The organism is Streptococcus entericus DSM 14446 (genome assembly GCF_000380025.1).
Lineage (GTDB): Bacteria > Bacillota > Bacilli > Lactobacillales > Streptococcaceae > Streptococcus > Streptococcus entericus.
On record NZ_KB904155.1, the window covers coordinates 181945 to 208117 of the forward strand.

Sequence of the window (26173 nt, forward strand, 5' to 3'; positions counted from 1 at the left end):
TCCTATTCTAAACGCCTTTTTTGGGCGATGAGGGCTGCCAGAGCATCTTCTGCCTCTAGCAAATTCCCTTGTTTACTGTGTTCACGAACAGCACGCTGGTGCTGGGCAAGTTCTTGCTGGCTCAAATAATGTTGCCGCCAGTAGAGCAACTCCTCAATCTCACCCTCGGGCATGACTTCTGGAAAATGTTCTGCTTGAACATCATAATAGGCCTGTCGACTATCATCAGAAAGCTCAGACAGCATCTGGGAGTCAATCACCTCCTCAGCCAACAAGTGCTCATATAAGGTTTGAAGAGCGGGTGTTACAAAGGCAAAATCCTCGTTATACCTGAACTCTTGCAAGAGATGATGCTGAGTCAATAAGCGATAAAACAGCTGTTGTTCAGCCCTGACTAACCCTCCTTTTTGAGCAGAAGTTTGAGGAAGTTGCTGCCAGCTAGCAGGCAAGGGCTTAGCAAGTGACCTTTTGGGCTCAGGTTGCTGTAGGCGCTGCTGATTGACAGCTTGCTCAACCATAAAATAATCAAAGTCGGGCAACAAATCCGCCACTAATTGGCAGTAACTAGACTGAGCTATGATTGACGGCTCACGAGCAATGAGTTGAGCCATCTGCTCCACATAAGCAATCTGGGCTTGAAGATTGTCTAGATTATCTGGTAACCAATAGTGAGCATAGAACTCTACTTGACTGATTCGGGATTGGGTCAGAAAACGGGCTAATTCTTCTTCAGAATATTTCTGTAAAAAATCATCTGGATCCAGTTGGTCTGGCAATCGGACAATTTCTGTTATCACATCGGTTAAGAGCGATAGGGACTTGTCGGTAGCAGCTTGCCCAGCCTTATCACCATCATAAGCTAAAATCACTTTCTTGGCATAAGGCTTCAGGTGCGTAATATGTTCTGGTGTCAAAGCTGTTCCCATGGTCGCTACAGCATTTGTGACTCCAGCCCGATAAGCAGCGATAACATCCATGAATCCTTCCATCAGATAGAGTTCACCTGTTTTTTTCGCCACACTCTTGGCCTTGTCCAAATGATACAGTTCATAAGATTTATTAAAAACAGGCGTTGAACGTGTGTTTTTATATTTCGCCTGCTGATCCGCTCTGCCATTGTCCCGCCAAATCCGTCCTGAAAAACCAACAGTTCGACCGCTGTCATCAAGCAAGGGAAACATAATCCGATCACGAAAGGCATCAAAAGCACGATCCTCGCTCCAGTTAAATAGCCCTGAATCACTCAATGTTTTTTCATCATGCTTTTTGGATAGATTTTGATAAAGGTAGTCAGACTCATCTGGCGCAAGACCGATGCCAAAATACGTCAGCAACTCATCTGTCAAGCCTCGCTTAGCAAGGTAAGCTTTGGCGGCTTCTCCTTGCGTGGTTGTCATCAGAACTGCCTGATAAAATTTAGCGGCATCGCGATTGATGTCATAGAGCTGTTGATGAGGGTGCTGTGATTGCTGCTGAGGTAACGACTGCTGCCTGACTAAAGGAATCCCAGCCCGTTCCGCCAAAATGTGAGCTGCTTCGGTAAAACTAATTTGCCGATACTCTTCCAAGAATTTGAAGACATCGCCTGACTTGCCACAACCAAAACAGTGATAAAACTGCTTATCCTCCAAAACGTTGAAAGAGGGCGTCTTTTCTTTGTGAAATGGGCAGAGCCCCAAAAACTGTCTCCCCTGTTTAACAAGTGGTGTCACCTCGTTAATCACATCAACAATGTTAACACTAGCCTTGATATCCGCAATTTTTTCCTTGGTTAACAGGTGAACCACCTCCTCCAACAGCTGTTGATGTTTTATATTCCATTATACCACAAGGAGAGGTTTTGGTAAACGAACAAGCGGTGACGATGAAAAACAGGACAAAATGCCCTGTATCATCCATCAGTCTTCAAACCCTTGAGGGTGCTTGCTCTGCCATCTCCAGGCGTCATCACACATCTGCTTGATGCCAAGCGTCGCTGTCCATCCTAGCTCACGACTGGCCTTATCGACCTTGGCATAGCAAGTTGCAATGTCCCCTGGACGTCTTGCCACAATCTGATAAGGAATGTCGCGACCCACTGTTTCTGACATTTGTTGAATAACCTCTAGAACTGAATAGCCCTGACCTGTCCCAAGGTTATAAATCGATAGCCCGGTCTCGGGTGCTAAGCGCTTCAAAGCAGCAACGTGTCCCTTAGCTAAATCCACCACATGAATATAATCTCGGACACCAGTGCCATCAACGGTATCATAATCATCCCCAAAGACACTGACTTGCTTCAGTTTTCCAACAGCCACTTGGGTAACATAAGGTAGGAGATTGTTTGGAATCCCACGTGGATCTTCTCCCAAATCACCGGATACATGCGCTCCAATCGGGTTAAAATAGCGGAGCAACACGATGTTCCAACTCTTGTCAGAATGGTAGAGGTCCGTTAAAATCTCTTCCAGCATCAGCTTTGTTCGACCATAAGGATTGGTCGCTGACAAGGGAAATTCTTCCGTAATTGGAACGGTATGAGGGTTACCATAAACAGTTGCCGATGAGCTGAAAATGATATTTTTGCAGCCATAATCTGCCATCACCTTGAGCAAGTTAACGGTTCCTGAGATGTTGTTATCATAATAGTCCAGCGGAATCTGTGAAGACTCTCCGACAGCTTTTAGACCCGCAAAATGAATCACATGGTCAATCGCTTCTTTTTCAAAAATCTGGCGCAAGAGCTCCGTATCTCGAATGTCTCCTTGATAAAAGGTGACCTGCTGTCCTGTCAATTCTTCAACAACAGCTAAACTTTTAACGTTTGAATTACGCAGATTATCCAGCACAATCACTTGATGCCCGCTTTCTAGAAGTTCCACACAGGTATGGGAACCGATATAGCCTGTCCCCCCTGTCACCAAAATCCTTGCCATGCCAACCTCCTTATGTTAACTGATTTTCTTATCTCTAGTATATACAATTATCCCTTGATTTGTCAATCTAAAACCATGCTTCCCTACTTTGAATATCCCAATAAATAATTTAAGTTTTAAGAGGCTACTTTAGCATTTTGCTTTGCGATTTTTTTAAAATTATGGTAAAATGGCAGAGTATAGTAAACAATGAATGAGGTGACACATGGCTTTTGGTGATCAAGGTCCACGTAAAAAAACATGGTTCGAACGCTTGACGCTCTTCGTCGTTCTTTTGATGGTTCTAGTAACCATTGGGAGCTTGATTTTGAGCGCTTATTCAGCCATCCGTTAAAACGCTACCCAGCGTTTTTTCATTGGTGTGGACAATAGCAGAGCAGCAACAGCTCAAGCAAGCTCAAGAAAGTTGTCGGCTCGACATGCTAAAGACCAGATTGACTTAACAAGATTAGTTAAGTCATCGAGTCAAGCAAAACTCAGACTTGCTGTACTTGTCCGACCAGACTTCAACTAAAGAAAGAATAACTAAACTATGAGTATGTTTTTAGATACTGCCAAAATCAGCGTTAAAGCTGGACGTGGTGGTGATGGAATGGTGGCTTTTCGCCGTGAGAAATACGTGCCAGATGGCGGTCCTTGGGGCGGTGATGGCGGTCGTGGGGGCGATGTGATTTTCATCGTTGATGAAGGGCTGCGTACCCTGATGGATTTTCGTTACAACCGCAAATTTAAGGCGCCATCCGGCGAAAAAGGCATGACCAAGGGCATGCACGGCAAGGGCGCCAAGGACCTCTATGTGCGTGTTCCTCAAGGAACGACCATCAAGGACGCAGTGACTGGCAAAGTCATCACAGACTTGGTCGAACATGGTCAGGAATTTGTCGTTGCCAAAGGCGGTCGCGGAGGGCGTGGTAACATTCGTTTTGCAACACCACGAAACCCTGCACCAGAGATTGCTGAGAATGGTGAGCCTGGTGAGGAACGCGAGTTGGAGCTGGAATTGAAGATTTTGGCTGATGTTGGTCTGGTTGGTTTCCCGTCCGTCGGTAAATCGACCCTGCTCAGTGTGGTTTCTGCGGCTAAGCCTAAAATCGGAGCTTATCACTTTACCACCATCGTGCCTAATCTCGGCATGGTCCGAACCAAGTCTGGCGACAGCTTTGCCATGGCTGACCTGCCAGGTCTGATTGAAGGTGCTAGTCAGGGTGTGGGCTTGGGTACTCAGTTTCTCCGCCATATCGAGCGGACACGGGTCATCCTTCATGTGATTGATATGTCTGCTAGTGAGGGGCGAGATCCCTATGAGGACTACGTCGCCATCAACAAGGAGCTAGAGACCTACAATCTGCGCCTCATGGAGCGACCGCAGATTATTGTGGCCAACAAGATGGATATGCCAGAGGCTGAGGACAATCTGGCTCTCTTCAAGGAGCAACTCGCTGCCAACTACGATGAATTTGATGAGTTACCACAGATTTTTCCAATTTCAGGGATTGCTCATCAGGGGTTGGATGCTCTTTTAGAGGCAACCGCTGACTTATTGGCCAAGACAGATGAGTTTCTCCTTTACAACGAGGACGAGATGTTGGACGAGGAAGCCTACTACGGCTTCACCGAAGACCAGCGACCGTTTGACATCAGCCGTGATGACGATGCAGCTTGGGTGCTGTCTGGTGAAAAACTGGAACGCCTCTTTGTCATGACCAACATGGAGCGCGATGAATCCATCATGAAATTTGCTCGCCAGTTACGTGGTATGGGGGTCGATGAAGCCCTCCGAGAACGCGGTGCCAAAGACGGTGATACCGTCCGCATCGGCAACTTTGAGTTCGAGTTTGTGGATTAGTGAAAGAGTCCAGTGGACTCTTTCAGCTACTCGCCCTAAAATGAAAAAGCGAGTAGGGCTTCGGGGGACCTTATCAACCCAAACCTAAAAATTGGAGAGCAAGCCTAGAAGCGACAAAATAAACAGAGGCTGTAACAACCTAATCAAGCGCGTTGCCTAAAAAACAAGAGCAATGAGAGATTTGTTTGCAAAAAAGGCTCCTTTGACTGGTGCTATGGCAAATATATTGGCTGAAATTCTCGCTCATCGTCTCGTTTTTATTGAGCAAATGGCAAAATAACTTGTGCTAAAATCTTATCAAGGGAGGGTCAAGCATGGGTGATAAACCGATATCTTTTAAGGACAAGGACGGTAACTTTGTATCAGCAGCAGATGTTTGGACAGCTGAAAAATTAGAGGAACTGTTCAACACGCTCAACCCCAACCGTAAACTACGTTTGGAGCGCGAGCGCTTGAAACAAGATAATACCTAAGCAAACGGTTGGACTTCCCAACCGTTTTAATGATGTTCCAAATCTAATAGTTGCCAGTCCAGAGCGTTTAGCAAAGCTCTATCGTGCGTCACGACAATAATGGCACCCGGATAAGCTTGTATGAGTCTTCTAAACTCTTCTTGAGATGTCGGAGACAAATGCCGAGTCGGTTCATCTAGCAAAATAATCTGGTTTTTCTCTAAGACCATTTTTGCAAGACAAAGTTTAGCCTTTTGTCCGCCAGAAAGCTCACCGACAGCATGCTGAATTTCCTGTCTCGTGAACTGGAGGCTAGCCAACAGGCTTCTAGCCGCTTCTTCACTCACTCGCTCTGTCAATACCTCTAAGGCGGACGTCTGTTCTGGCAAGATTTGATGGTAGTCCTGCGGCATATAGCCCACTGAAAGATGTTCTCGCTCAATCAGTTCATCTCTAATAGTCATCAGCAATCTTGTTTTACCGACACCATTTTTTCCGATAATAGCAAGCCTATCCTGCCCTCGTAAGCTCAAACTAAGGCGTTGCCCTGTCAATAAAGGCTTGTGTTCCCAGAACAAGAGGTTTTTTTGTTTTGGAAGAGGGGTAACGTCAGAAAAGAAAAGGTTAATGCTATCCGTGTCCTCAGGAAAATCTATAAATTCTTGACTTTCTCGGTCAAATCGCTTCGTCTGAGATTTCAACGACTTCATCTTCTTAGCTAAAAGACGCCCAGCGACATCATTTTTAGTCTGACGCAGCTGATGCTCAACACGTTGTTGCAGTTGTTGGTGTTTCATGAGGCGCTTGGCAGCTTCATCTCGCTGTTTGGTGGCAACCTGAAGCTGTTTTGTCAGGGCTTCGCTACGCTCTTTTTTATAGTTATCATAGGTCCCCTTATAAAGTGTCCAGCGAGCCTCACGGCGTTTTTTTACTAATTCTAAATGAAGAATACGACTGGCTGCTCTGGCTAATAATTCTTCATCATGAGAGATAAAGATAACTGTCTTATCCGTTTGTCGAATAAAATCTTCTAACCAAATCAAGGTTGCCAAGTCCAAGTCTCCACTTGGTTCATCAAGCACCAACAGATCAGGATTCCCAACTAATATCTTGAGAAGTTGTAACTTGATTTTTTCACCGCCAGATAAGCTAGACAGGCTCTGTTGCTTTTCCTCGAAACGCTCTATCGGTAAATCAAAACGTTCCACATACTTCCAAAAAAGAGCAAAATCAAATTGTTCAATAGCCATATCGGCATAAATAAAATCTGTCACTGTCTGGTTTAGCAACTGTTCAGGCAACCTCTGCGGAAGATAGCCGATACGGTTAAAGTGACTGGTGATATGCCCTGTCACATCAGCATAAGACTCAATGAGATGAGAGGCAAGCATTGCTTGAATTAAGGTTGATTTACCCGTCCCCTCCTCACCGATAATAGCTAGTTTGTCACCAGGATTGACAACTAAGGATAGGTTTTCAACAATAACTTGTAAATCTTTTTTATGGGTAATAGTAACATCTTTCAGTTGTAACATCGTTCCTCCTTTGGTGTATTTCAACATAAAATTCCCTACTTATCCAGTAGGGAATACGTCAAAAATCATGCCAAAAGAGGCACTCTATGGACGCACAAACAAGCCTAGTCAAACTAGGAAAACCTACCAGATAACACTTATCAGTAGACTTACTTGTTCACGTCCTCTTACCTCCGTCTAGTACTAACAATAGTCTAGCAGATTAAATAAGTCCTGTCAAACAAAATCCTGTCTTGAGAATAATCTACCCTATTTACCACAAGCTGAATCGTTGACTGTTGCTTGCCATCAGGTTAGCTGTCCTAATAAGATATTCCTCACATAGCATACTCTTCTTTTTGACTCAAGCAGAAAAAACAGCATTCATGATACCTGTCCATTCGTCCGTTTTAACAGTTCTTTTCGACCCTGTGTTCTCTCAGTAGTTTAACTTTTATTGGCTAAACAAGCCTTTTTTGGTGTATAATAGATTTAATCATTATAAGGAGGCTAGGAGATGTCCATTTTATGACCGTTTTTTCTCAACTTCCCCATTCAGTCTTACAATTATTCGCCATTTTTTTATCCATCATCATTGAAGCCCTGCCATTTGTCTTTTTAGGTGCTATTTTGTCTGGTTTCATCGATGTCTTTGTCACCCCTGACCGTCTTCAATCTTGGTTGCCAAAAAACAAAGTGCTTAGCATTGTCTTTGGTACCTTTATCGGTTTTGTTTTTCCATCCTGTGAGTGTGGTATTGTGCCGATTGTTGGTCGTTTTCTCAAAAAAAAGGTCCCTAGTTACACTGCTATTCCCTTTATGGCGACAGCTCCTGTTATTAACCCCATCGTCTTATTTGCAACGTACTCGGCTTTCGGGCATTCTTTTAGGATTATGTTCTTGCGTTTCTTGGGCTCAAGTCTGGTTGCTATTGTTTTGGGGCTTTTACTTGGCTTTGTTCTTGACCCTGATATTCTAGACAAGCAAGCAGAGATCCCCCACCTACACCATTATAGTCAGCTAAGTGTCGCACAAAAAGTATTTGCCGCACTGGCACATGCTATTGATGAGATTTTCGATGTCGGTCGTTACTTGGTTTTTGGAGCCTTATTGGCCGCAAGCATGCAAATCTATATCCCTACTCGGTTATTCTTTGCTATTGATAATCATCCGCTGATAGCGATTCTCTTGATGATGCTGCTAGCTTTTGTCATGTCGCTCTGTTCAGAAGCAGATGCCTTTATTGGGGCTTCCTTGATGTCAAATTTTGGACTTCCTCCTGTTATGGCATTTTTACTTTTTGGACCAATTATCGATATAAAAAATCTCTTACTCATGTTTCGGGTCTTCAAAAAGCGCTTCATTGGGCAATTTATCGGTGTTGCTGGGGGAGTTGTCTTAATCTACTGTCTTATCTTGGAGGTCATTGGATGAAACGTTTTATTATTCTAGCAGGTTACTGTGAGTTGGGGATGTACCTTTACTGGACTGGTAAACTGGATCAATACATCAATACCCGCTACACTTATCTCGCTTTTTTGTCAATGGGAATTTCCTTCATTTTAGCTGTGGTGCAACTCATAATATGGGTCAAACAGTTAGATAAGCATCAGCATAAACAGCTGGGCTGGGGAAGCCTGCTGACTTTAGCTATTCCTTTACTTATTGGTTTTTTCATTCCAACAGTCACTCTTAATGCCACTACCGTCGCTAGCAAAGGCTATCAGTTCCCCTTGGCGGCAGAGGTTGATGCGGATAGCCAATTGCAAAGCGCTGATGGTACAGATATTCAGTATTTAAAGCCAGATACTAGCCTATTTTTTACAAAAAAGAATTACGAGCTCCAGATGGCAAAGAGCCTCTCGCGTTACCAGCAGATAAACCATATTACGATTACCAATGATAATTACATGGAAGTCATGGAGCTAATTTACCTGTTCCCAGATCACTTTATGGGGAAAACAATCAGTTACTCAGGCTTTGTCTACAAGGATCCCGAAGCCAAAGGGCAACAGTATCTCTTTCGCTTCGGCATTATTCACTGCATCGCTGATTCGGGTGTTTATGGTCTCTTGACAAAAGGCAATGAAATGAGTTATGATGATAATACTTGGATACAAGTGAGTGGTCAGCTAACTAAAGCTTACAATCAAAGCTTAGATCTTTACCTGCCCGCCTTAGATATCACAGAAAGCTCTGCCATATCACCACCAGAAAATCCTTATGTTTACCGACAGTTTTACTAGATTAAAGGAGAAATGATGTTTAATAATCCATACAAAACCATGATTTATGTGGCAGATGTTGAAGCCGAAAAAAATTTTTGGAGTAAGATGGGATTTGTCATTGTCAAAGAAGATGTCATCTTAGAGTTTCCAACATTTGAAATGAAAATCTCACCAGATAGCCAAACTAGTTTTGTGGTCTATTCTACAGCTTTCATTGAACAGTATTCGCCAGAGTTGCTTGGTAATCAGCCTAATTTACTCTTTTTCACTCATAACATCGAGATGGTTTACCAACTTGTCAAAACGGTCAGTCCAGCAGTGAGTGACTTAAACGAACTACCTTATAAAAACTTTAGTTTCGAGTCACCAAACGGGCAATTTTATACTGTTCGCGAAGAAGAAAGTTATTAAATTTTTCTATTTACCAATAAACAAGGCAACTATTGTGTTGTCAAAAGTTACTACCTAAATATCAAAAATCAGGGAAATAATATTTCCCTGATTTTTATTTATTTTACCCTTCAAATCCTTCTACGACTGCTTCTGGAAATTCAGCTTCGACGATAGCAGCACAGTGGTCACAGATGGTAACCCCATAGGCACGCTCTTTGGTCGTTTCGTCAATGCGGCGGCAACGCTGGCAGACCTCACCTGCAGCACGCTCGACACTAAAGCCACTCTCAGCAGCTTCTACAAGGGTTAGCTTGGAGACGATAAGAAGCTGGGCTAGGTCACAGTTGAGGGCTTCCAGCGCTGCTTTTTCACTGGCTGTCACTTGAGCCGTCAGGTGGGCTTCTAGCGATTTACCGATGATTTTCTCATTGCGGGCTTCTTCCAAGGCTTTTTGGGCTCTTGTGCGGAAGTCCATAAAGTCGGTCCATGCTGCCAAAATAGCGGCGCTATTGTCATATTCAACCGCCTCTGGCAAGTCGGTCAACTGAACAAAGTCTGCGGTCTCGTGCTCCAGATAAGACCAGATTTCCTCTGCGGTGTGCGGTAAAATTGGGGTCAACAGCTGGGTCAGCTTCACCAAGATGTCGTAGAAGACTGTCTGCATTTGACGGCGAGCTTTGCTATTTTCCGCTTCGATATAGACCACATCCTTGGCAAAATCAAGATAGAAGGCGGACAAATCAACCGTGATGAAGTTGACCACGCTCTTATAGATGGTCATAAAATCATAGCTGTCATAGGCCGCACGGACAGTTGCCACAAGCGCATTAAAGGCTACGGTCATGTACTGGTCAACGCTACGAAGGTCGTCAAAGGCGACTGTATCTGTCGCAGGGTTGAAATCGCTAGTGTTAGCCAGTAGGAAACGCAGGGTATTGCGGATTTTACGGTAGGTTTCAGAAACCTGCCCCAAAATGTCCATAGATACCCGCACGTCGTTTGAGGTATCAACCGAAGTCACCCAGAGGCGGAGAATTTCAGCCCCGTATTGCTTAGCGACATCGTTTGGTGAGATGATATTGCCCTTGGACTTGGACATTTTCTCGCCTTTACCATCCAGAACAAACCCTTGAGAGAGAATGCTCTTATACGGCGCATGCCCATTGACAGCGACAGAAGTGATCAAAGACGAGTTGAACCAACCACGGTACTGGTCAGAGCCTTCAAGGTAAAGATCCGCTGGATAGGCAAGGTTGTCACGGGCATTCATCACCCCATTCCACGAGCTACCAGAGTCAAACCAGACGTCCATGATGTCGGTTTCCTTGGTAAATTCCCCATTCGGTGAGCCTGGGTGGCTAAAGCCTGCTGGCAGGAGGTCTTTGGCGTCACGCTTCCACCAGATAATCGAACCTTCTTTTTCAAAGAGGTCTGCCACATGGTCAGTGACTTCCTTGCTCAGGATTGGCGTGCCATCTTCGGCATAGAAAATCGGTAACGGCACCCCCCAAGCCCGTTGACGGGAAATCACCCAATCCCCACGGTCACGGATCATGTTGTAAAGGCGGGTTTTACCCCAACTTGGGTTGAAGGTCGTTTTCTCGATATTATCCAAGATGTCCTGACGGAATTTAGACACAGAAGCAAACCACTGCGGTACTGCCCGCCAGATAATCGGCTTCTTGGTCCGCCAGTCAAACGGGTAAGAGTGATTGATGACTTCTTTGGCAAGGAGCAAATCACCCAACTTCTCCACAACCGTCGGCACGACCTTGTCATAAAACTGCCCCTCAAAATCAGGACCCGCCAGCTCATTCATCAGTCCACGCTCGTCAACCGTCACATAGACCTCAAGACCGTACTTAACACCGACATTGTAGTCGTCCTCACCAAAGCTCGGTGCGGTATGAACGACACCTGTACCAGACTCGGTCGTCACATGGTCGCCCAAAATCACCAGCTCGTCCACATGAGCATCCCACGGGTGCTCAGTCACGATATACTCCAGCTCTGCTCCCTTATGCTGTTGGACAATAGCAAAGCTGTCCCAGCCAAACTTGTCTGCCAGTTTGTCCACCAAGGCTTCAGCAAGGAGGTACTTTTTAGAAGAAGCTTCTGGCTGTACCACCACATAGTCCATGTCAGGTCCGACAGTCAAGCCACGAGAGGCTGTGATGGTAAATGGGGTCGTTGTCCAGACCACGATGTAGGTATCCGTATCCAGCACGCCTTTGCCGTCCTTGACCTTGTTGGCATAATAGAGCGAGGTCGAGTCGATGTCGCGGTATTCAATCTCTGCCTCTGCCAGAGCAGACTCAGATGACCATGACCAGTAGACAGGCTTAGCACCACGGTAGATGTAGCCCTTGTCCGCCATCGCACCAAAGACACGGATCTGAGCGGCTTCAAAGTCTGGTGTCAAGGTGATATAAGGATTGTCCCAGTCTGCAGATACGCCCAGACGCTTGAAATCCTCTCGTTGCTTGTCCACCTGCGACAGGGCATAGTCTCGGCACATTTCAAGATAAGTAGCCAGGTCTAACTCCTTGCGTTTAACGCCTTGTTTGGACAAGACCTGCTCAATCGGCAGACCATGCGTGTCCCAACCTGGGACATACGGAGCAGAAAAACCTGACATGGACTTGCTACGAACGATGATGTCCTTGGAAATCTTATTGAGGGCATGGCCAACATGGATATTCCCGTTAGCATAAGGAGGTCCATCGTGAAGATGGAAGGCAGGTTTTCCTGCATTTAACTCCTGACGGCGTTGGTAGAGCTTGGCTTCTTCCCAAGCTTTTTGCCACTCAGGCTCTTTTGTCGGCAACCCAGCCCGCATCGGAAAGGCTGTTTGACCGAGGTTAAGGGTTTCTTTTAATTTCATAATCTTCTCACTTTCTGTTACTTTACACGATTGTCGATGTTCCCTAAAGGGCAATCCGACTAGAAGATAGTTTGGTTGTGGTCAGCTATATCAGTGTTTTAGTCTTGGTAGGCAAGCCTCTCAATACTTCTTAACTCACGAATAAAGTTTGAAATTTAGCATTCTCAGAAACAGACTTCCAAACTAGTTTACTTACCATCTCGGACCACTTTAGACACTATCAAAAAGAAAAAAAGCCTTCATCACAAAGGACGAAAGCTCGTGGTACCACCTTTTTTCAGACAGATCAAAAGACTCTGTCCCTTATGTAGCTAGTAAGGTTAGCCAAACCTTCTGACCTACTCACATTCAGTCAAAATGCTATAAAATGATGGACCAATCATCAGTGATGGCAGGGCTCGCACCGTCCCCTGCTCGCTTGGCATATCATGATTGGTTCGTGTTTTTATGTCGCTTAAATATTCAGTTTGAAGGTTTGAGTGTCACCAGAGACAGTTCCATCAGGAACTGGTCCTTGCTGTTCTAACTGAGCGTTAGCTTCTGCAATACGGCGCTGTAGCTCTGCCATTTCTTCTGGAGAAAACTGGCGTGTCGCATCAATGGAGGCAGTGTCATCTATTTCAGGGACATGCTCACCAAGTACTTTTTCTACTACTTCCTTGAAGGCTGCATCAGAGTTTTGCAGATAAACCGCTGTCGGTTGCAACAGCTCCTGCCACTCAGGAGCATTGACCAGCCCCAACTGGGCTTCTACCGTAGCTAGTAAACGCTGATGGAAAATGCGTGTCTGGCGTTTTAGATCTTCTGTCTCAACAGCCACTCGCTTGGCGTCATCTGAAGCATCTCTAAGCAGTTGGTTCGCCTTTACTTTAGCTTCTTCAATCAGCTGCTTGGCATCATGAGTAGCTTTGTTCAGGATGTTATCCGCTTCTGTACGCGCAGACAATTTTACCTTTTCAGATGTTTCTTGGGCCAGTATAACCGACTGGGTCAGAGATTCTTTCATATCCCCAAAGTAGGCTAATTTTTCTTCCAAATCACGGATACGCTGTTCCTGCTCCCGATTAAGGCGAACTAGGGTTTCATAATCATCGATGACAATGTCTAAAAATTCATTGACCTCATCTCGATGATAACCGCGAAATTCATTTCGAAATGTTTTATCTTTAATATCAAGTGCTGTTAACACATGTCCCTCCTTAACTGTTTACTATTTTGGCAATCATGACTTTATGTTTACCACTTTTGCTGATACCAATATGCTCTGTCAAGCGATAGCGACCAGAACCACGAATACTCAGTAAATCTCCAATAGTAATCTCTTGCGTGACTTTTAAGCTCTCCCGATGATTAACCTTAACTTTACCACTTGTAATCATCACCTGCGCTTGTTGACGGGACTGACCAGTCAAGAGAGCCACCAGTTTATCCAAGCGCAAACTAGAAACTAGATAAAGAGTTGTTTCAGTTTTTTCTTCAGACCTTATCAGCTGTTCAAAGTCAATTTGGCGTAATTGCACACCTGTTCTTGCCATCTTTCTTGTCTCTCGGACAGCATAATCAGCCATCTGCTGGTCTAGGACGACCTGAGCATAGCCCTTTGCAACGATGATGTCGCCAATCACCTGACGCTTCAATCCTAAACCGTTTAGCAGAGAGCCCAGTATTTGGGAATGGCTGAGCTGAGCAAATTTGCCTTGATAGGAAATCTCGACTAGAGCCATCTCAAAATCCGTCACCTCCAACTGGTAATAATCCGGCGCTAAAATAAAGCGTGCCTGCTCCAGAGGATAATAGTCCTGGCTAGAATAATACCTGACCCCAGCTTGTCTTAAAATACTGTGAGCAATCTCTTGCTGTCTAGGGTCAAGAAAACCCGTTAGCTGATGACAGTAATAGGTCTCTAAGCGATCGACTAAGTCCAGTATCTTCTCGACAGTCTCATATTCGCTAGGATTAAAATGTTGATAAAGTTGCTTTGCCATTTAATATAAAAACGAAGATAAGAAACTAGAAGCAAGCTCAATCAACAATAGGGCAAGAAAAACGGTAAAGTCTAATCCACCAAATTGCAAGTTGAACCGACGAAGCGGTGCTAAAACCGGATCAACGAGAAAGCGAACAAAACGTCCCACTGCGCTGTCATACAAGCTTGGAAGCCATGATAAAAGTGCATACGCAATGAATAATTTAGAGTAAAGAGACAAGGTCAAGAGTAGAAATCGAATCACTAGCCCCATCGTTATCGCCTCTTCATGTCGTAATCGTAGTTAACTTCTTGTATCCCTTGATGTGATGATAGAGCATTTTCCATGGTAACAACAACATTTTCAGGAGTGAGCAAAAACATGGTTGCCCCAACCCTCTGCAAGGTACCATTAGCAACGACACAAGCACCTGTCAAGAAGTCAATACAACGACGCGCTTGCGCATCGTCCTGCATATACTCAAAATCAACAAGCAGACATTGCCCCTGTGTGAAGGCATCTGCAATCGCAGATGCATCTTCATAGCGCAAGGGGTGCTTGATAGCGATTTGAGTTTGACCTGGCTTAATCGTCTGTTCTTTTGGACGAGTAATCGGCTGGCTCGGTTTGCTTGTAGGTGCCTGTGGTCGCTCTGGTAAGCGAGGACCTGCTAGTCGCTCTCTACCTTCACGTCCAGCATCGTCAACTGAACGAGAATTTGCTGATGCTGATGGATACTGGCGAGTCGGCTTTGTCGTTGGTGCTTTCGGGCGATTTGAACTCACGTTTTCTTGTTTTTCTGGCAAATTAACCTCCTGCCTTGGTTGAATATCAGGTTCCACTACATCAACATCTGTTTCAGTGTCACTGACATCATCGGTATCAAAATAAGAGATAATTTTGTCAAATCTATCGCGAAATGCCATAGGTTTCTCCTTTACTCAAAGAATAAAGAGCCAATACGGACAAAACTAGCACCTTCTTGAATAGCGATGGCAAAATCACCACTCATTCCCATGCTTAACTCAGTCAATGGCATATTCTTTAATTGTTTGTCTTGTAATTGGTCTCGCAGCTGTCGTGTCGCTGCAAAAATCTGATGGAGTTGGTTAGGACTGGCTTCAAAGGGCGCCATAGTCATCAAACCAACAACCTCAATTTTATCCAGCTCTGCGATTGTCGGCAAGGCCTCTAAAACCTCCTGAGGCGTAAAACCGTGCTTACTCTCTTCGCCTGAGATATTAACCTGAAGAAAGCATTTCACCACTTTCGAGGCCCGCTTTTGAATCTCTTGAGCCAAGGTTAGGCTATCAAGGGCATGAAAATAATCAATGTAATCAATCACATCTTTAACTTTACGACGTTGAAGACTACCGATAAAATGCCATGTGAGGTCTGGATGATGTATCTGCTGGTATTTATCAAGAAACTTATCAACACGATTTTCACCCAAATGGCGAACGCCCGTGTTGATAAGATCTTGTGTGGTTTCTACATCCATATACTTGCTCACAGCCACGACTGTGACGTGATCAGCTCGACCAGCTCGCTCCATAGCGGAGCGTACAGCTCGATTGACCTGTTCTGTTTGTAGCCGTGTCATGTTTAGCGATTTCTAAAGAATGGTGGAGTCTCTAGCTCGTCATCCCCATCAAAGCGGTCTGAAAAAGTTGAAACAGACAATTGACTGTCCAGTTGACCTTCTTTTGGACGAGCGATATTGTCACGCTTCAAGTCCCAGTTACCAAAAGGTGATTCTTCTGGAGTGTGTTGCCCTTGTTGTCTTGATGAGCTAAAGGTTTCTGTTGTTTCACGATTAGTAGGCAAATCAAAAGTTGAACGTTCTGTACGATTAGCTTGTTCACCTGCGTAGTTGGCACCTGGTTGTTGAGCTACAGGACGAGCTCCAAATGTCCGTGGTCCACGATTAAACCCTGCCACTTGGTTCACCTTGTCTTTGCGAACACCTGTCGCTACAACAGTCACACGGATTTCATCGCGCATGCTCTCATCAATCGATGTGCCCAACCAGATGTTTACACCGTTGCCAGCTGCTTGACCAACGATTTCAGAAGCTTCTTCTGCTTCTGTCAAGGTCATGTCAAGACCACCGGTCACGTTGACGATAACATCCTCTGAACCATCAATTGTTGTCTCAAGAAGCGGAGAGTAAATTGCCTTGCGAGCTGCCTCGACAATGCGCTCTTCCCCAGTACCGATACCGATACCCATGAGGGCATTCCCTTTATTTGCCATGACTGTTTTAACGTCGGCAAAGTCAAGGTTAATGAGACCTGGACTGGTAATGAGGTCAGTGATCCCTTGCACACCTTGGCGAAGGACATTATCTGCTTCACTAAGTGCTTCTAAGAGCGGTGTCTTCTTGTCCACGATTTCAAGCAAGTTATTGTTTGAAATAATCAACAAAGTATCAACTTGTTCACGCAGCTCTTCAATCCCTTGAATGGCAAAGGTGCTCCGCTTATTGCCCTCAAATCCAAAGGGACGTGTCACAACCGCAACAGTCAAAGCGCCCAAGCTCTTTGCAATACGTGCGATAACTGGTGCAGCACCTGTACCTGAGCCACCGCCCATGCCAGCTGTGATAAAGACCATATCTGCACCTGCAAGGGCATCTGTCAAAACTTCTTCACTTTCTTCAGCCGCTTTGCGACCTACTTCAGGCTGACCGCCTGCACCCAAACCACGGGTCAATTTTGGCCCAAGTTGAATAACCGTTTCAGCCTTAGACGAGCTGAGTGCTTGAATATCAGTATTCGCTGCGATAAACTCCACGCCTGCTACACCTTCATCAATCATACGGTTGATGGCATTGCCACCGCCACCACCAACACCGATAACTTTAATCACTGCACCTTGAACAGATGCCGCATCAAATGAAAATACCATAATTCACCTCGTTTACTGCTTTTAATCAAATAGATGGAGATTGTCAAAAAGTCCTCTGAAACGGTCTCCTAATTTTTTCTTAGGTGCCGCCGTTTCTTCCGTTGCTGAATAGTCAGACTGTGGACTGTCTTGTTCGGCAACAGCAGGCTCTATCGGCAAGATTTTGCTTGCTAAACGTTCCACTGTTGAGGGTGAAGTCGTCACCTCAATTGGTTTACGTCTCAGCAACTCTTCACCTGATACAGCCGCCTGAGCAATGATATCAACATCACTCATCTGACCAACTGTCTCAACCAAGCTGATAACCGTTGAAAATATCGGATTGCGAATACCAACCTGATGTGGGATATGAAGCTTCACAGGAACACCGAAAATTTGTTGAGCTAAGTCAGCCACACCTGGCAAAATAGCACCACCGCCTGTCACAACTATCCCACCAGGCATGTCAAGTAAACGCGCCTGATTAAGCGTCTGATAAACGCGGTCTAAAATATGACGAATACGGGCAACAATAATCTCAGCCAAATAGTGTTCTGTGACCTCAAGCGGTTGTGATGAACCGACAACATCAACCTGTACAACATCTGTTTGACTAGCCGTTTCTAAATCAGCACTGCCAAAGTTATATTTCAAGGTTTCAGCTGTCTGAATAGACGTTTTCAGAACTTTGGAAATATCCTTTGTCACATAGTCGCCTCCCTCATGGAAGACTTCATTGTGCTGCAATTGTTGATTTTTTATGACAGAAATAGTTGTCTGTCCAGCCCCCATATCGATAACAGTTGCACCGAATTCGCGTTCGCCTTCGTTCAAAATCGCACCAGTCAAGGCTAAGGAAGAAATTACCGTGTGTTCAAGTTTCAGACCAGCACGTTCGATGGCCTTGCGTAGGTTATGAAGAACTGTTGACGGTCCTGTGTAAAGTGTCCCTCTCATCTCAAGACGAATTCCCATCATTCCACGAGGGTCACGGATCCCTTTAAAGCCATCAATCGTAAACTCCTCTGGAATCAATGAGATAACCTCACGTTCAGGGGCGACATTTTTCGTTAAAGCAGATTTGATAACATTCTCAACATCTTCATCTCTGATTTCTTTGCTGCTACCTGCGATGGGAATCATGCCCTGCGTTGGCTCCATCTGAATCTGTTGAGCAGGAAGGGCAACACTGACCTTATCAATCGATACGCCTGCTTTTTCTTCAGCTTGCTCAATCGCCTCACGCACGCTTGCTGCTGCTGCTTCAATATCAATCACAATACCATCTTTAACACCTGCACTTGGAACATTACTAGCCCCAATCACATTCATCTGACCATTAACGAACTCTGCAACGAGTACCTTAATCGAGCTGGTTCCTATATCCAATCCTGTAAAAAAGCCATTTCTAGCCATTAACTCGACCTCTCCGTTTCAACACTTTAATAAAAGACTTTATTTACTATAGTCTTATTCTAGCTTATTATACCACAAAAAAACACAAAATGTCATCATTTTGTGTCAGTCTTTCGGAAAAAAAGCCCTTGTCATGAATTTTTAATATTAGAGTTTAGCCAGACCTGCTAAAACCATCTGGGCAGAACGTTTTCCCGCCTCGATGATAAAGGTATCAAAACTGATATTGGCCTCATGGTCTGCTGTATCACTCATGGCACGCACCACAAGCACTGGTAAATCAAGGCTATGAGCTGCCTGGGCGATAGCAGCCCCTTCCATCTCCACTGCCAAAACCTGCGGAAAATGTGCTTTAATCTCTTGGATGATGGCTGAGCTAGCAATAAAACTATCTCCTGTCGCAATCAAACCAACCCTGCTCGCCAAATCCTGCTCTGCTATGGCCTCTGAAAAAGCCAAACGTAAACGCTCGTCCGTGTCGAAATAAAGGGGTTGCCCAGACATCTGACCGTAGGCATAACCGAAGGCGGTCAAATCGACATCGTGGTAGACCAGCTGGTCAGCCAACACCACGTCACCGACCGCAAGACCTTGGGCAACGGCACCGGCTGAGCCAGTATTGATGACGGCAGTCACCCCAAAATGATCCGCCAAAACAGCGACTGACATGGCTGACATGACTTTGCCAACGCCAGATTGCACCAGAACGACAGATTGACCAGAGAGGCGACCTGTGTGGTAGGTGCGTCCAAGAACCGTCTCGTCTGAGCGATTATCCAGATGCAACAACAACTCAGCCAGCTCTTGTGGCATGGCTGCAATAATTCCAATGGTCATATTTTCTCCTATAATTTGAACATGGCGTAAATTAGTGCGAGTATCAGCAAAATCACAACCACAAGCAGGCGATTGAGTTTGGCACGAACAAGTCCTCGCTTGGTGTTTTCAATCCGCCGACTTTTGTAAATCTGACCAGTTGCCCGATCGGCTGATACCTCTGTGTGCTTGTCCCAGTTCGCTTCTTTTTGCGCCTCTGCAATCATGTCATCGGTCAACAGTGGCTTACCCATGACGACCTCCCCGTGTTAAGGCATAATGCTGAAGAGCAATGATGGTCTTGGCATCGACAATCTGACCAGAGCGCACCATCTCCATGCACTCATCATAGGTCAACTCCAAGAGCTCAATGGTCTCGTCCGCATCTTTTGGACGGGGATTGTCTACCTTGACTAAATCCGTCGCCAGATACAGGGTCAGCTTTTCATTGCAAAAGCCGATCGCTGAGTAAAAGGCATAGAGATAGTCCAGCTGACCTATATAGCCTGTCTCTTCTTCCAGTTCACGCAGGGCTGCCGCTGCTTCGCTACCCGCCTCACCGACTTCCAGCTTGCCTGCTGGGATTTCGTAGCTAATGCTCTCTATCGCCTTGCGGTACTGCTTGACGAGGATGATTTTCTCCTCTGGCGTCACCGCAAGCACACAGACTGCGCCCTTATGGAAAATCAGCTCCCGCTTGGCCTGACCCAGCCCGTTTGGCAGCTCGACATCATCAACCGCTACGGTAAAGATATGACCTTCAAAAATGGTCTCCCGATGGAGGGTTTTTTCTTCAAATTCCATGCTGTCTCCTTTTGGTTGAGAAATGGCAGAGCTTACTTGCTGGTTGGGTGATGCGGGAGGCGTTTGGCGTAGCCATCTTTATTTTCCTGACGAGCTCGTCCGATGGCAACCGTGTCTGTGCCCACATCCTTGGTAATGGTGGATCCAGCCGCTGTCAGGGCATTGTCTGCAATCGTCAAGGGAGCAATCAAGGTCGAATTGCTGCCGATAAAGACGTTGTTGCCAATTACTGTCTTAAATTTATGCTTGCCATCGTAGTTGACCGTGATGGTGCCTGCACCGAAATTGACATCCGACCCAACCTCTGCATTGCCGATATAGGTCAGGTGGCCTGCTTTGCTATTTTCTCCGATAGACGACCCCTTGACCTCGACGAAGTTGCCGATGTGAACGCCTGTCGCAAGACTAGAATCTGGGCGAATGTGGGCATAAGGTCCAACGGTGACATGATCTGCGATGACCGCCTGCTCGATGTCAGAATTGCTAATCACCACATCAGACCCAATCTGGCTGTCCACCACCCGCGTGCCATTGGTCAACACTGTCCGCTCACCGATGGTGGTCTGTCCCTTGAGGACGACATTGGCCTCGATGACCGCTTCTGCTCCAATCGTGACATCAATATCAATATAGGTCGCATCAGGGTGGGTGAAGGTTACGCCATTCACCATGTGGGAGGCGTTGATGCGTTTGCGCATGACTTGTTCCGCTGTCGCCAGAGCAATACGGTCATTGACCCCTAGGCTCTCATCAAAGTCCCGCAAGACGTAAGCGCCGACCTTCTCACCTGCCTGACGGAAGATAGAAATCACATCGGTCAGGTAGTACTCGCCTTGAGCATTATCTGTGGTAAGCTCCTTCAGGGCTTCAAAGAGGCGCTTATTGTCAAAGAGATAGGTGCCTGTGTTGATTTCCTTGATTTGTTTCTCAAAGTCGTTGGCGTCTTTTTGCTCGACAATCTTGAGGACTTCGCCGTCGGTATTGCGGATAATCCGTCCGTAGCCAAAAGGATTGTCCGCTTGAGCAGTCAAAATCGTTGCCACGTTTTTGTGGCTGATGTGGAAATTGATCAGGTTTTGTAGGCTCTCTCCTGTAATCAAGGGGGTATCTCCTGCAATGACCAAGGTATGCCCTTCCAGTCCTGCCAAGGCAGGATCTGCCATCATGACCGCATGCCCCGTCCCTAACTGCTCGCTTTGCAGGGCAAAGTCAGACTGCCCAGCCAAGACTGCTTCGACTAGCTCTGCCTTGTGACCAACAATGGTCTGAATCTTTGCAGGCTGGATGGCTGATACCGCACGAAAAACATGCTCCAACATGGAAATCCCTGCCACCTTGTGCAAGACCTTGGGCAAATCAGACTTCATGCGGGTTCCTTTACCCGCTGCGAGGATAATAGCGTAATTTGACATGTATGTTTCTCAATTCTGTATAAAATTAGAGAGTGAAACAGAAATCGGTCATTCGCAAGAATTCAATTTCGTCGTCCCACCTCCGCATAGCTCAAACGGTCAGGAAAGTGACTGTTTGAGGTTGGAAATTTGGGAAAGACATTTCCCTCATTCGTTAGGGCTGTAAAAACTGATAAAATCAGCGTATTAGAGCCCGCTAGCAGTGGTTCATTGGCGCTAAAGCGCCTAATGAACTGTGCAGGGGCAACTCTAAAACTGGCAAAGCCAGTGAGAGTTACTCCCAACCACTGCGTTTTGTTTAGTTCGTTATAATAAAAAAATGCAGAAACTAGAGCTTTTGCCCCAGCCTCTTGCATTATACCATAAAATAGTGAAACTGTTAAGCTAAATACCAATTCCTACACTATAAAGATGGAGGTTGCCTTGTACCTGATCCATGTGAAAGGCATCGTAGGCTCGCCAAGCTTTCTTAGCTGGTTGAGTCAGCTCTGCCGCCCCCAGTCCAACTGAAACCGAAAAGCTCTTATGAAAACACTCAAGAGCAATCAGAACCTTATTATCTGCTGTTTTGCTTTTGCGGACAGCAGCTAGCACCTCATCCAGCAATTCGCGCATGCGGCGGTCATCGTAAGAGTTTGGTGCCGTTGTCTCAAACTGACTTTGTAGGTCTTCCAAGAGGCGCAAAGCGTCTCGAATCACTTGTGTATCTACCATGATAAACACCTCTTTCATTAATTGATGGCTTTATCTTACGCCTTTGTGATTGAAAGGTCAAGCAAAAAGAGGTAAAGAATGACTAACCGTTCGTACTCGTCGCCATCTCCAAAACTGCCATCACTGTTCGACTGTGGTTCAACTGCTTTTTAGCTGTGGCATAATCGCCTGTACGCATCATCTTTTCAAAAGCGACAAACTCAGCATACATGCGATGATGAGGGCTGTTTTGGTCACTGGTCTGGCTATCCTGCCCATTGAGGGTTAGGGTAACTGATGGCATGGCGTTGGTTGCCCCATTAACCGTCAACGACCCCTTGTCGCCTTGGATAGTGGAGCTGATGACCGCTGAGCTGTCTTTTGACCCGATACAGACTGCCTTGAACTGCCCGTAATCCATGGTCAAAATACCTGACGTGTCCACACCCCACTCCATATTTGGCAGATAGGTGGCTGACAGAGGCTTGCCAAAAAGCCCCACGACCAGATGAATGTTGTAGATATTGAGGTCACGAAGAGCCCCGCCACCCATCTCTGGGTTGAAAGCTGGGGCAATTTCCCCTCGCTTAAAGGCATCGTAGCGAGAGCTATACTGGGAGTAGTTGCAGGTCACGATTTTGATGTCCCCCAGCTGGGCGAGCTGGTCTTTCATGTACTGGAAATTCCCCAGATACTGGTTGGTAATGGCTTCTAGCAGAAAGAGCTGGCGCTGCTCAGCTATGGCTACCAAATCCTCCAACTCATACGCGCGCAGGGTAAAAGGCTTCTCGCAGATGACGTGCTTCCCAGCTAGGAGCGCCTGACGGGCATAGTCGTAGTGGGTGTGATTGGGCGTGCCGATGTAGATGGTGTTAATGGCAGAGCTGGTCAAAATGTCTTCGTAGTCACTGGTCGCAAGCGGTATTCCATACTGGCCAGCCAGCTCCTGAGCAGTCGCCAAACTGCGTGGCGTGGACAAAATCCCCCCAAGCTCAATGCCCTCAATCGTCGTTAAAACAGGCAAGACCTCCTTAACAATCATGCCTGTGCCGAGTAATCCTAGTTTCATCATTTCTCCTCTTTAATTTGTTATCATTTAGTGATTTTTGCCACTCGTCGTGCCATGATGATGGTCAGCACGATGCGAAGTAGCAATTGTGCAATCAACAGCCACATGAACAGGGGCGTTGAAGCTGCTGTTTTGTTAAAAACAATATAGTCCCATAGCCCATGATCCACTGCACACCAAGCAATTTTTTGCGTAAACAAGTAGAGGTGGGCATAGTAAAATCCAAGTACAGTCGTCATGATGACTTGGGCAACGACTGCCTTAACATCGCTACCGGCAAAAATGTTGATGCCATGGAAGGCACCAAATGCTAGTGCCGAATAAATAATAGCTTTTCGAGTTGGAAACTGTTTTAGAAAATAAGGCAAAAGCACTCTTCTGAAGAGAAATTCCTCGCCGAAACCAACTAATAACGTTCCAACAAGAGGCAATAAAACAGTGACGTTAAATTGAGATTGCCCCAGCCACACAAGAATCAAGGTCACCACTAGCGGTAAAAAACCAATGAAAAAGTAATGGCGCTGAGGAGAGATGTCGTTCGGCAAAGTCAATCTTTCGTGATGCTTCCAAACATACCAACTCGTCATAGCAACCAATACTAGCAAGAACGGAATCTCAGCTACAATAAACCCACTATCCTGATAGGAAATTCCTTTGATGTGGAGATTGTAGATAAAACTCAATAACATGACAGCAACATAAGCTGTTGCTAAGCTATATACACTTTTTTTATCAGACATCAGCGCCTCCTTTTTGTTTCATTTTTCTAATACTAATCTATCAAAAACAAAACAAAAAGTCTACCCATCAAAAAGTCTGATAAGGTTTCTTTAAGGTTGGGTAGTGGCCTTGGAGCGAATACCTAAGATGAACTTTAGAGAGTTACGCGACTTTAGACCGCATTTTATCCCATCTTTACTATCCCAAATAAAGACACGGGAGCCAATCCAAAAACGAAGGTAAGTAGACTGAGGTGCTATGGGTCTGACCCAGCCTTTTACCTCGTACTCTGTACCATCGCTTGCCTCAAACTCTGTCCTCATGAACCAACGGTTGCCGAATCCAATTTCAAGATATTTGGTCATTTCACATTCCCTTCCATCGGCAGGATAGCTACAAGCTCAATCTCAGCAATCACTTGTAACACAGGTAAAGCATCTCAGACAATCATGCCTGTATCGAGTAAGGCTAGTTTCATTTTTTCTTTCTCTTCGTTTTCTTCTTCGAGGATGATTCAGACACTGCAACTGATTGCGGATAAGCCTCTGACGTATCCGACTGAAGAGATGTTGGCTCCTCCCACCTGTATCGTTTGGCGAAATAATAAAGTAGCTGCCAACATACAGACAGAGCGACACCCAAAATGATAATTAGCAAAGCTTCCTCACGGGGCATTTGCCATAAGGCAGGCGAAAGCACCTTACCTTTGACTTTTATGCCAATCACTGCCCAAAATAATAAGTTTAGACCAGTAAGCCAACGAAGAATGTCAAATAAGACTACCCATTCTCTTTCTCGTTCTTTTTTGGAAGGCCTAATCATATTGAACCAAATCCACAAAATCGCAACCACTGCTTCCAACCATAGAAAAAGGTTTAGCGAAGAATTTGCAGTTGCAATTAGAAAATAGAATAGAGACCCTACACCAATTGTCACCACAAAATTCAACAAAAAATTTATCCAGGGATGTCTATCTAAAAATAATCGGATTCTTTCCACCATATCACTTCAAACTCCATCCACCATCTATCTTGATGATTTCCCCTTGCAAAGAGCCGGCCTTGCCTGACGCTAGAAAGAGGGTCAGCTCTGCGATTTCCAGAGGTTGGGTATAGCGACCGATTGGGGTCTGATCTGCGACCCAGCTAGCCAGACCTCCCGGTTCAAAATCCGCTTGCGTCATGGCTGTCTGTACCGCTCCTGGGGCAATACCAAAGACCTGGACCCCATCACGAGCGTAGTCCAGAGCCAGCTGTTTAGTAAAGCCTGCAAGGGCGTGCTTGCTAGCCGTATAGGCAGAACCACCGCCCCCTGCTAGAAAGCTCGCGATGGAACACATGGTGATGATGATCCCTGACTGCCTCGCTACCATCTGAGGCAGATAGAGACTGACCAGCCGTGTCACGCTGAAAACATTGGTCGCAAAAATTCGCTCCATGTCCGCCTCCGTCGTCTCCAGATGAGGCTTGTAATCGTCCAAGACCCCCGCTGTCAGGCACAACACATCTGGACGGGGACAAAAATCCTCAACTCCTGCCACATCACCTGCCAGATCCAGCCGCAAAAAATGAAAGTCTCCCCGCAAATCAGGAGCAAGAGCACAGTCCACCCCATAAACTGTCCAGCCCTTTTCTAAAAATAGCTGAGCTTGAGCCAGACCGATGCCCGAGGAAACGCCTGTGACGAGGACTGTTCTAGTCATGAACTTCTACCCAATCTGTCGCCAGGACATCGCAGGGCGTCGGGCTCCACATGGAGAACCCTTCACCCTCACCTGTCACATTAATCAGAAAATAAGGCGTCGCTTCCAGCTTTTGCCCATTGACCTCAATGGTGTCAAAGAGCTGGACATAATTTTCAGCACCACCCCAGCCTGTACGAACGTATTTCTTCTTGTTTTTCAGTCCTGGTAAAATCTCTTCAAATGTCATGATTGTCCTCCTTGTCTTTTTCTGTTGTCACAGATGTTATCATATAATATAAACCACTTAGTAAAAAAGGCACGCCTAAATACCATGGTTTGACGACTATCCCTAGAATAAAGGCAAACATCAAAAATACCAAGCCAAGTATCACATTAATCTTCATGCGCTTAGCCTCCTTTTTCATTATAGCACAAACCTTACCCTGCTTAGCAAGGTAAGGCTTAATCTCT

The 26173-nt window shown here is 45.7% G+C and carries 29 protein-coding genes; 6 read left to right on the forward strand and 23 right to left on the reverse strand.

The genetic code is table 11. The annotated features are described in order from the left end of the window. Positions 1 to 2 precede the first annotated feature (2 nt). Positions 3 to 1787: a DNA primase gene (dnaG, locus tag A3GW_RS0100880; RefSeq protein WP_018367430.1), complete on the reverse strand. Its 1785-nt coding sequence runs from the start codon at positions 1785 to 1787 to the stop codon at positions 3 to 5. A 111-nt stretch (positions 1788 to 1898) separates the two neighbouring features. Next, entirely contained in the window at positions 1899 to 2915 is a 1017-nt protein-coding gene (gene galE / locus A3GW_RS0100885; protein WP_018367431.1) for a UDP-glucose 4-epimerase GalE, read from the reverse strand. Between the two features lie 205 nt (positions 2916 to 3120). Here galE and A3GW_RS11325 point away from each other — a divergent pair, with 205 nt between their 5' ends. The 3 genes from A3GW_RS11325 to A3GW_RS11620 all read left to right on the forward strand — a co-directional run bounded on the left by A3GW_RS11325 (position 3121) and on the right by A3GW_RS11620 (position 5234). Beyond that, entirely contained in the window at positions 3121 to 3249 is a 129-nt protein-coding gene (locus A3GW_RS11325) for a DUF4044 domain-containing protein (RefSeq protein ID WP_018367432.1), read from the forward strand. Positions 3250 to 3447: 198 nt separating this feature from the next. Then, a complete protein-coding gene (obgE, locus tag A3GW_RS0100895) occupies positions 3448 to 4761 on the forward strand; it encodes a GTPase ObgE (protein WP_018367433.1) in 1314 nt (437 codons plus the stop codon). 314 nt (positions 4762 to 5075) lie between these two features. Continuing rightward, positions 5076 to 5234, forward strand: coding sequence for a hypothetical protein (locus tag A3GW_RS11620; RefSeq protein WP_018367435.1), 159 nt, complete (start codon positions 5076 to 5078; stop codon positions 5232 to 5234). 26 nt (positions 5235 to 5260) lie between these two features. Here A3GW_RS11620 and A3GW_RS0100910 read toward each other — a convergent pair whose 3' ends face one another. Beyond that, complete coding sequence (locus tag A3GW_RS0100910) at positions 5261 to 6748, reverse strand: ATP-binding cassette domain-containing protein (RefSeq protein WP_018367436.1); 1488 nt, start codon at positions 6746 to 6748, stop codon at positions 5261 to 5263. A 507-nt stretch (positions 6749 to 7255) separates the two neighbouring features. Between A3GW_RS0100910 and A3GW_RS0100915 the strand changes: the two genes are divergently transcribed. The 3 genes from A3GW_RS0100915 to A3GW_RS0100925 are packed head-to-tail and all read left to right on the forward strand — an operon-like array spanning position 7256 to position 9366. Then, a complete protein-coding gene (locus A3GW_RS0100915; protein WP_018367437.1) occupies positions 7256 to 8161 on the forward strand; it encodes a permease in 906 nt (301 codons plus the stop codon). Continuing rightward, complete coding sequence (locus tag A3GW_RS0100920) at positions 8158 to 8973, forward strand: TIGR03943 family putative permease subunit (RefSeq protein WP_018367438.1); 816 nt, start codon at positions 8158 to 8160, stop codon at positions 8971 to 8973. Before A3GW_RS0100915 ends, A3GW_RS0100920 begins: the two co-directional genes overlap by 4 nt. Positions 8974 to 8988: 15 nt before the next feature. Then, positions 8989 to 9366: a VOC family protein gene (locus A3GW_RS0100925; RefSeq protein ID WP_018367439.1), complete on the forward strand. Its 378-nt coding sequence runs from the start codon at positions 8989 to 8991 to the stop codon at positions 9364 to 9366. A 103-nt stretch (positions 9367 to 9469) separates the two neighbouring features. Here A3GW_RS0100925 and ileS read toward each other — a convergent pair whose 3' ends face one another. From ileS to A3GW_RS11755, 20 genes are all read right to left on the reverse strand, one after another. Further along, positions 9470 to 12232, reverse strand: a complete 2763-nt coding sequence (ileS, locus tag A3GW_RS0100930) for an isoleucine--tRNA ligase (protein WP_018367440.1) — start codon at positions 12230 to 12232, stop codon at positions 9470 to 9472. A gap of 454 nt (positions 12233 to 12686) precedes the next feature. After that, positions 12687 to 13421 (reverse strand): DivIVA domain-containing protein, encoded by a 735-nt coding sequence (locus A3GW_RS0100935; protein ID WP_018367441.1) that lies wholly within the window; start codon positions 13419 to 13421, stop codon positions 12687 to 12689. Positions 13422 to 13431: 10 nt separating this feature from the next. After that, positions 13432 to 14217: a YlmH family RNA-binding protein gene (locus tag A3GW_RS0100940; RefSeq protein WP_018367442.1), complete on the reverse strand. Its 786-nt coding sequence runs from the start codon at positions 14215 to 14217 to the stop codon at positions 13432 to 13434. Further along, complete coding sequence (locus tag A3GW_RS0100945) at positions 14218 to 14472, reverse strand: YggT family protein (RefSeq protein WP_018367443.1); 255 nt, start codon at positions 14470 to 14472, stop codon at positions 14218 to 14220. 2 nt (positions 14473 to 14474) lie between these two features. Beyond that, the gene (locus A3GW_RS0100950; protein WP_018367444.1) at positions 14475 to 15125 is read right to left on the reverse strand and encodes a cell division protein SepF; all 651 of its coding nucleotides are present in this window, start codon (positions 15123 to 15125) and stop codon (positions 14475 to 14477) included. Between the two features lie 11 nt (positions 15126 to 15136). Beyond that, positions 15137 to 15802, reverse strand: a complete 666-nt coding sequence (locus tag A3GW_RS0100955; RefSeq protein ID WP_018367445.1) for a YggS family pyridoxal phosphate-dependent enzyme — start codon at positions 15800 to 15802, stop codon at positions 15137 to 15139. Between the two features lie 2 nt (positions 15803 to 15804). Continuing rightward, a complete protein-coding gene (gene ftsZ / locus A3GW_RS0100960; protein ID WP_018367446.1) occupies positions 15805 to 17109 on the reverse strand; it encodes a cell division protein FtsZ in 1305 nt (434 codons plus the stop codon). Between the two features lie 21 nt (positions 17110 to 17130). Continuing rightward, on the reverse strand, positions 17131 to 18504 hold the full coding sequence (gene ftsA / locus A3GW_RS0100965) for a cell division protein FtsA (protein WP_018367447.1): 1374 nt from the start codon (positions 18502 to 18504) through the stop codon (positions 17131 to 17133). Between the two features lie 147 nt (positions 18505 to 18651). Beyond that, positions 18652 to 19341 (reverse strand): 5'-methylthioadenosine/adenosylhomocysteine nucleosidase, encoded by a 690-nt coding sequence (locus tag A3GW_RS0100970; RefSeq protein ID WP_018367448.1) that lies wholly within the window; start codon positions 19339 to 19341, stop codon positions 18652 to 18654. Between the two features lie 8 nt (positions 19342 to 19349). Further along, positions 19350 to 19574 carry a cell wall synthase accessory phosphoprotein MacP gene (macP, locus tag A3GW_RS0100975; RefSeq protein ID WP_018367449.1) on the reverse strand — a complete coding sequence of 75 codons (225 nt, stop codon included), beginning with the start codon at positions 19572 to 19574 and terminating at the stop codon, positions 19350 to 19352. Further along, entirely contained in the window at positions 19567 to 20124 is a 558-nt protein-coding gene (locus A3GW_RS0100980; RefSeq protein WP_018367450.1) for an NUDIX hydrolase, read from the reverse strand. The genes macP and A3GW_RS0100980 overlap by 8 nt, the downstream gene beginning before the upstream one ends. Before the next feature lie 32 nt (positions 20125 to 20156). Continuing rightward, positions 20157 to 21536, reverse strand: coding sequence for a bifunctional UDP-N-acetylglucosamine diphosphorylase/glucosamine-1-phosphate N-acetyltransferase GlmU (gene glmU, locus A3GW_RS0100985; RefSeq protein WP_026216527.1), 1380 nt, complete (start codon positions 21534 to 21536; stop codon positions 20157 to 20159). A gap of 384 nt (positions 21537 to 21920) precedes the next feature. After that, positions 21921 to 22250 (reverse strand): hypothetical protein, encoded by a 330-nt coding sequence (locus A3GW_RS0100995; protein ID WP_018367453.1) that lies wholly within the window; start codon positions 22248 to 22250, stop codon positions 21921 to 21923. Between the two features lie 82 nt (positions 22251 to 22332). Then, on the reverse strand, positions 22333 to 23298 hold the full coding sequence (locus tag A3GW_RS0101000; RefSeq protein ID WP_018367454.1) for a Gfo/Idh/MocA family protein: 966 nt from the start codon (positions 23296 to 23298) through the stop codon (positions 22333 to 22335). 23 nt (positions 23299 to 23321) lie between these two features. Further along, the gene (locus A3GW_RS0101005) at positions 23322 to 24038 is read right to left on the reverse strand and encodes a CPBP family intramembrane glutamic endopeptidase (protein ID WP_018367455.1); all 717 of its coding nucleotides are present in this window, start codon (positions 24036 to 24038) and stop codon (positions 23322 to 23324) included. Positions 24039 to 24128: 90 nt separating this feature from the next. After that, entirely contained in the window at positions 24129 to 24383 is a 255-nt protein-coding gene (locus A3GW_RS0101010) for a DUF3977 family protein (protein WP_018367456.1), read from the reverse strand. A gap of 109 nt (positions 24384 to 24492) precedes the next feature. Continuing rightward, positions 24493 to 25020 carry a hypothetical protein gene (locus A3GW_RS0101015; protein ID WP_018367457.1) on the reverse strand — a complete coding sequence of 176 codons (528 nt, stop codon included), beginning with the start codon at positions 25018 to 25020 and terminating at the stop codon, positions 24493 to 24495. A 1-nt stretch (position 25021) separates the two neighbouring features. Continuing rightward, the gene (locus tag A3GW_RS0101020; RefSeq protein ID WP_018367458.1) at positions 25022 to 25720 is read right to left on the reverse strand and encodes a 3-oxoacyl-ACP reductase; all 699 of its coding nucleotides are present in this window, start codon (positions 25718 to 25720) and stop codon (positions 25022 to 25024) included. Beyond that, positions 25713 to 25949 (reverse strand): DUF2829 domain-containing protein, encoded by a 237-nt coding sequence (locus A3GW_RS0101025; protein WP_018367459.1) that lies wholly within the window; start codon positions 25947 to 25949, stop codon positions 25713 to 25715. Before A3GW_RS0101025 ends, A3GW_RS0101020 begins: the two co-directional genes overlap by 8 nt. After that, entirely contained in the window at positions 25939 to 26106 is a 168-nt protein-coding gene (locus A3GW_RS11755; RefSeq protein WP_018367460.1) for a hypothetical protein, read from the reverse strand. Before A3GW_RS11755 ends, A3GW_RS0101025 begins: the two co-directional genes overlap by 11 nt. Positions 26107 to 26173 lie beyond the last annotated feature (67 nt).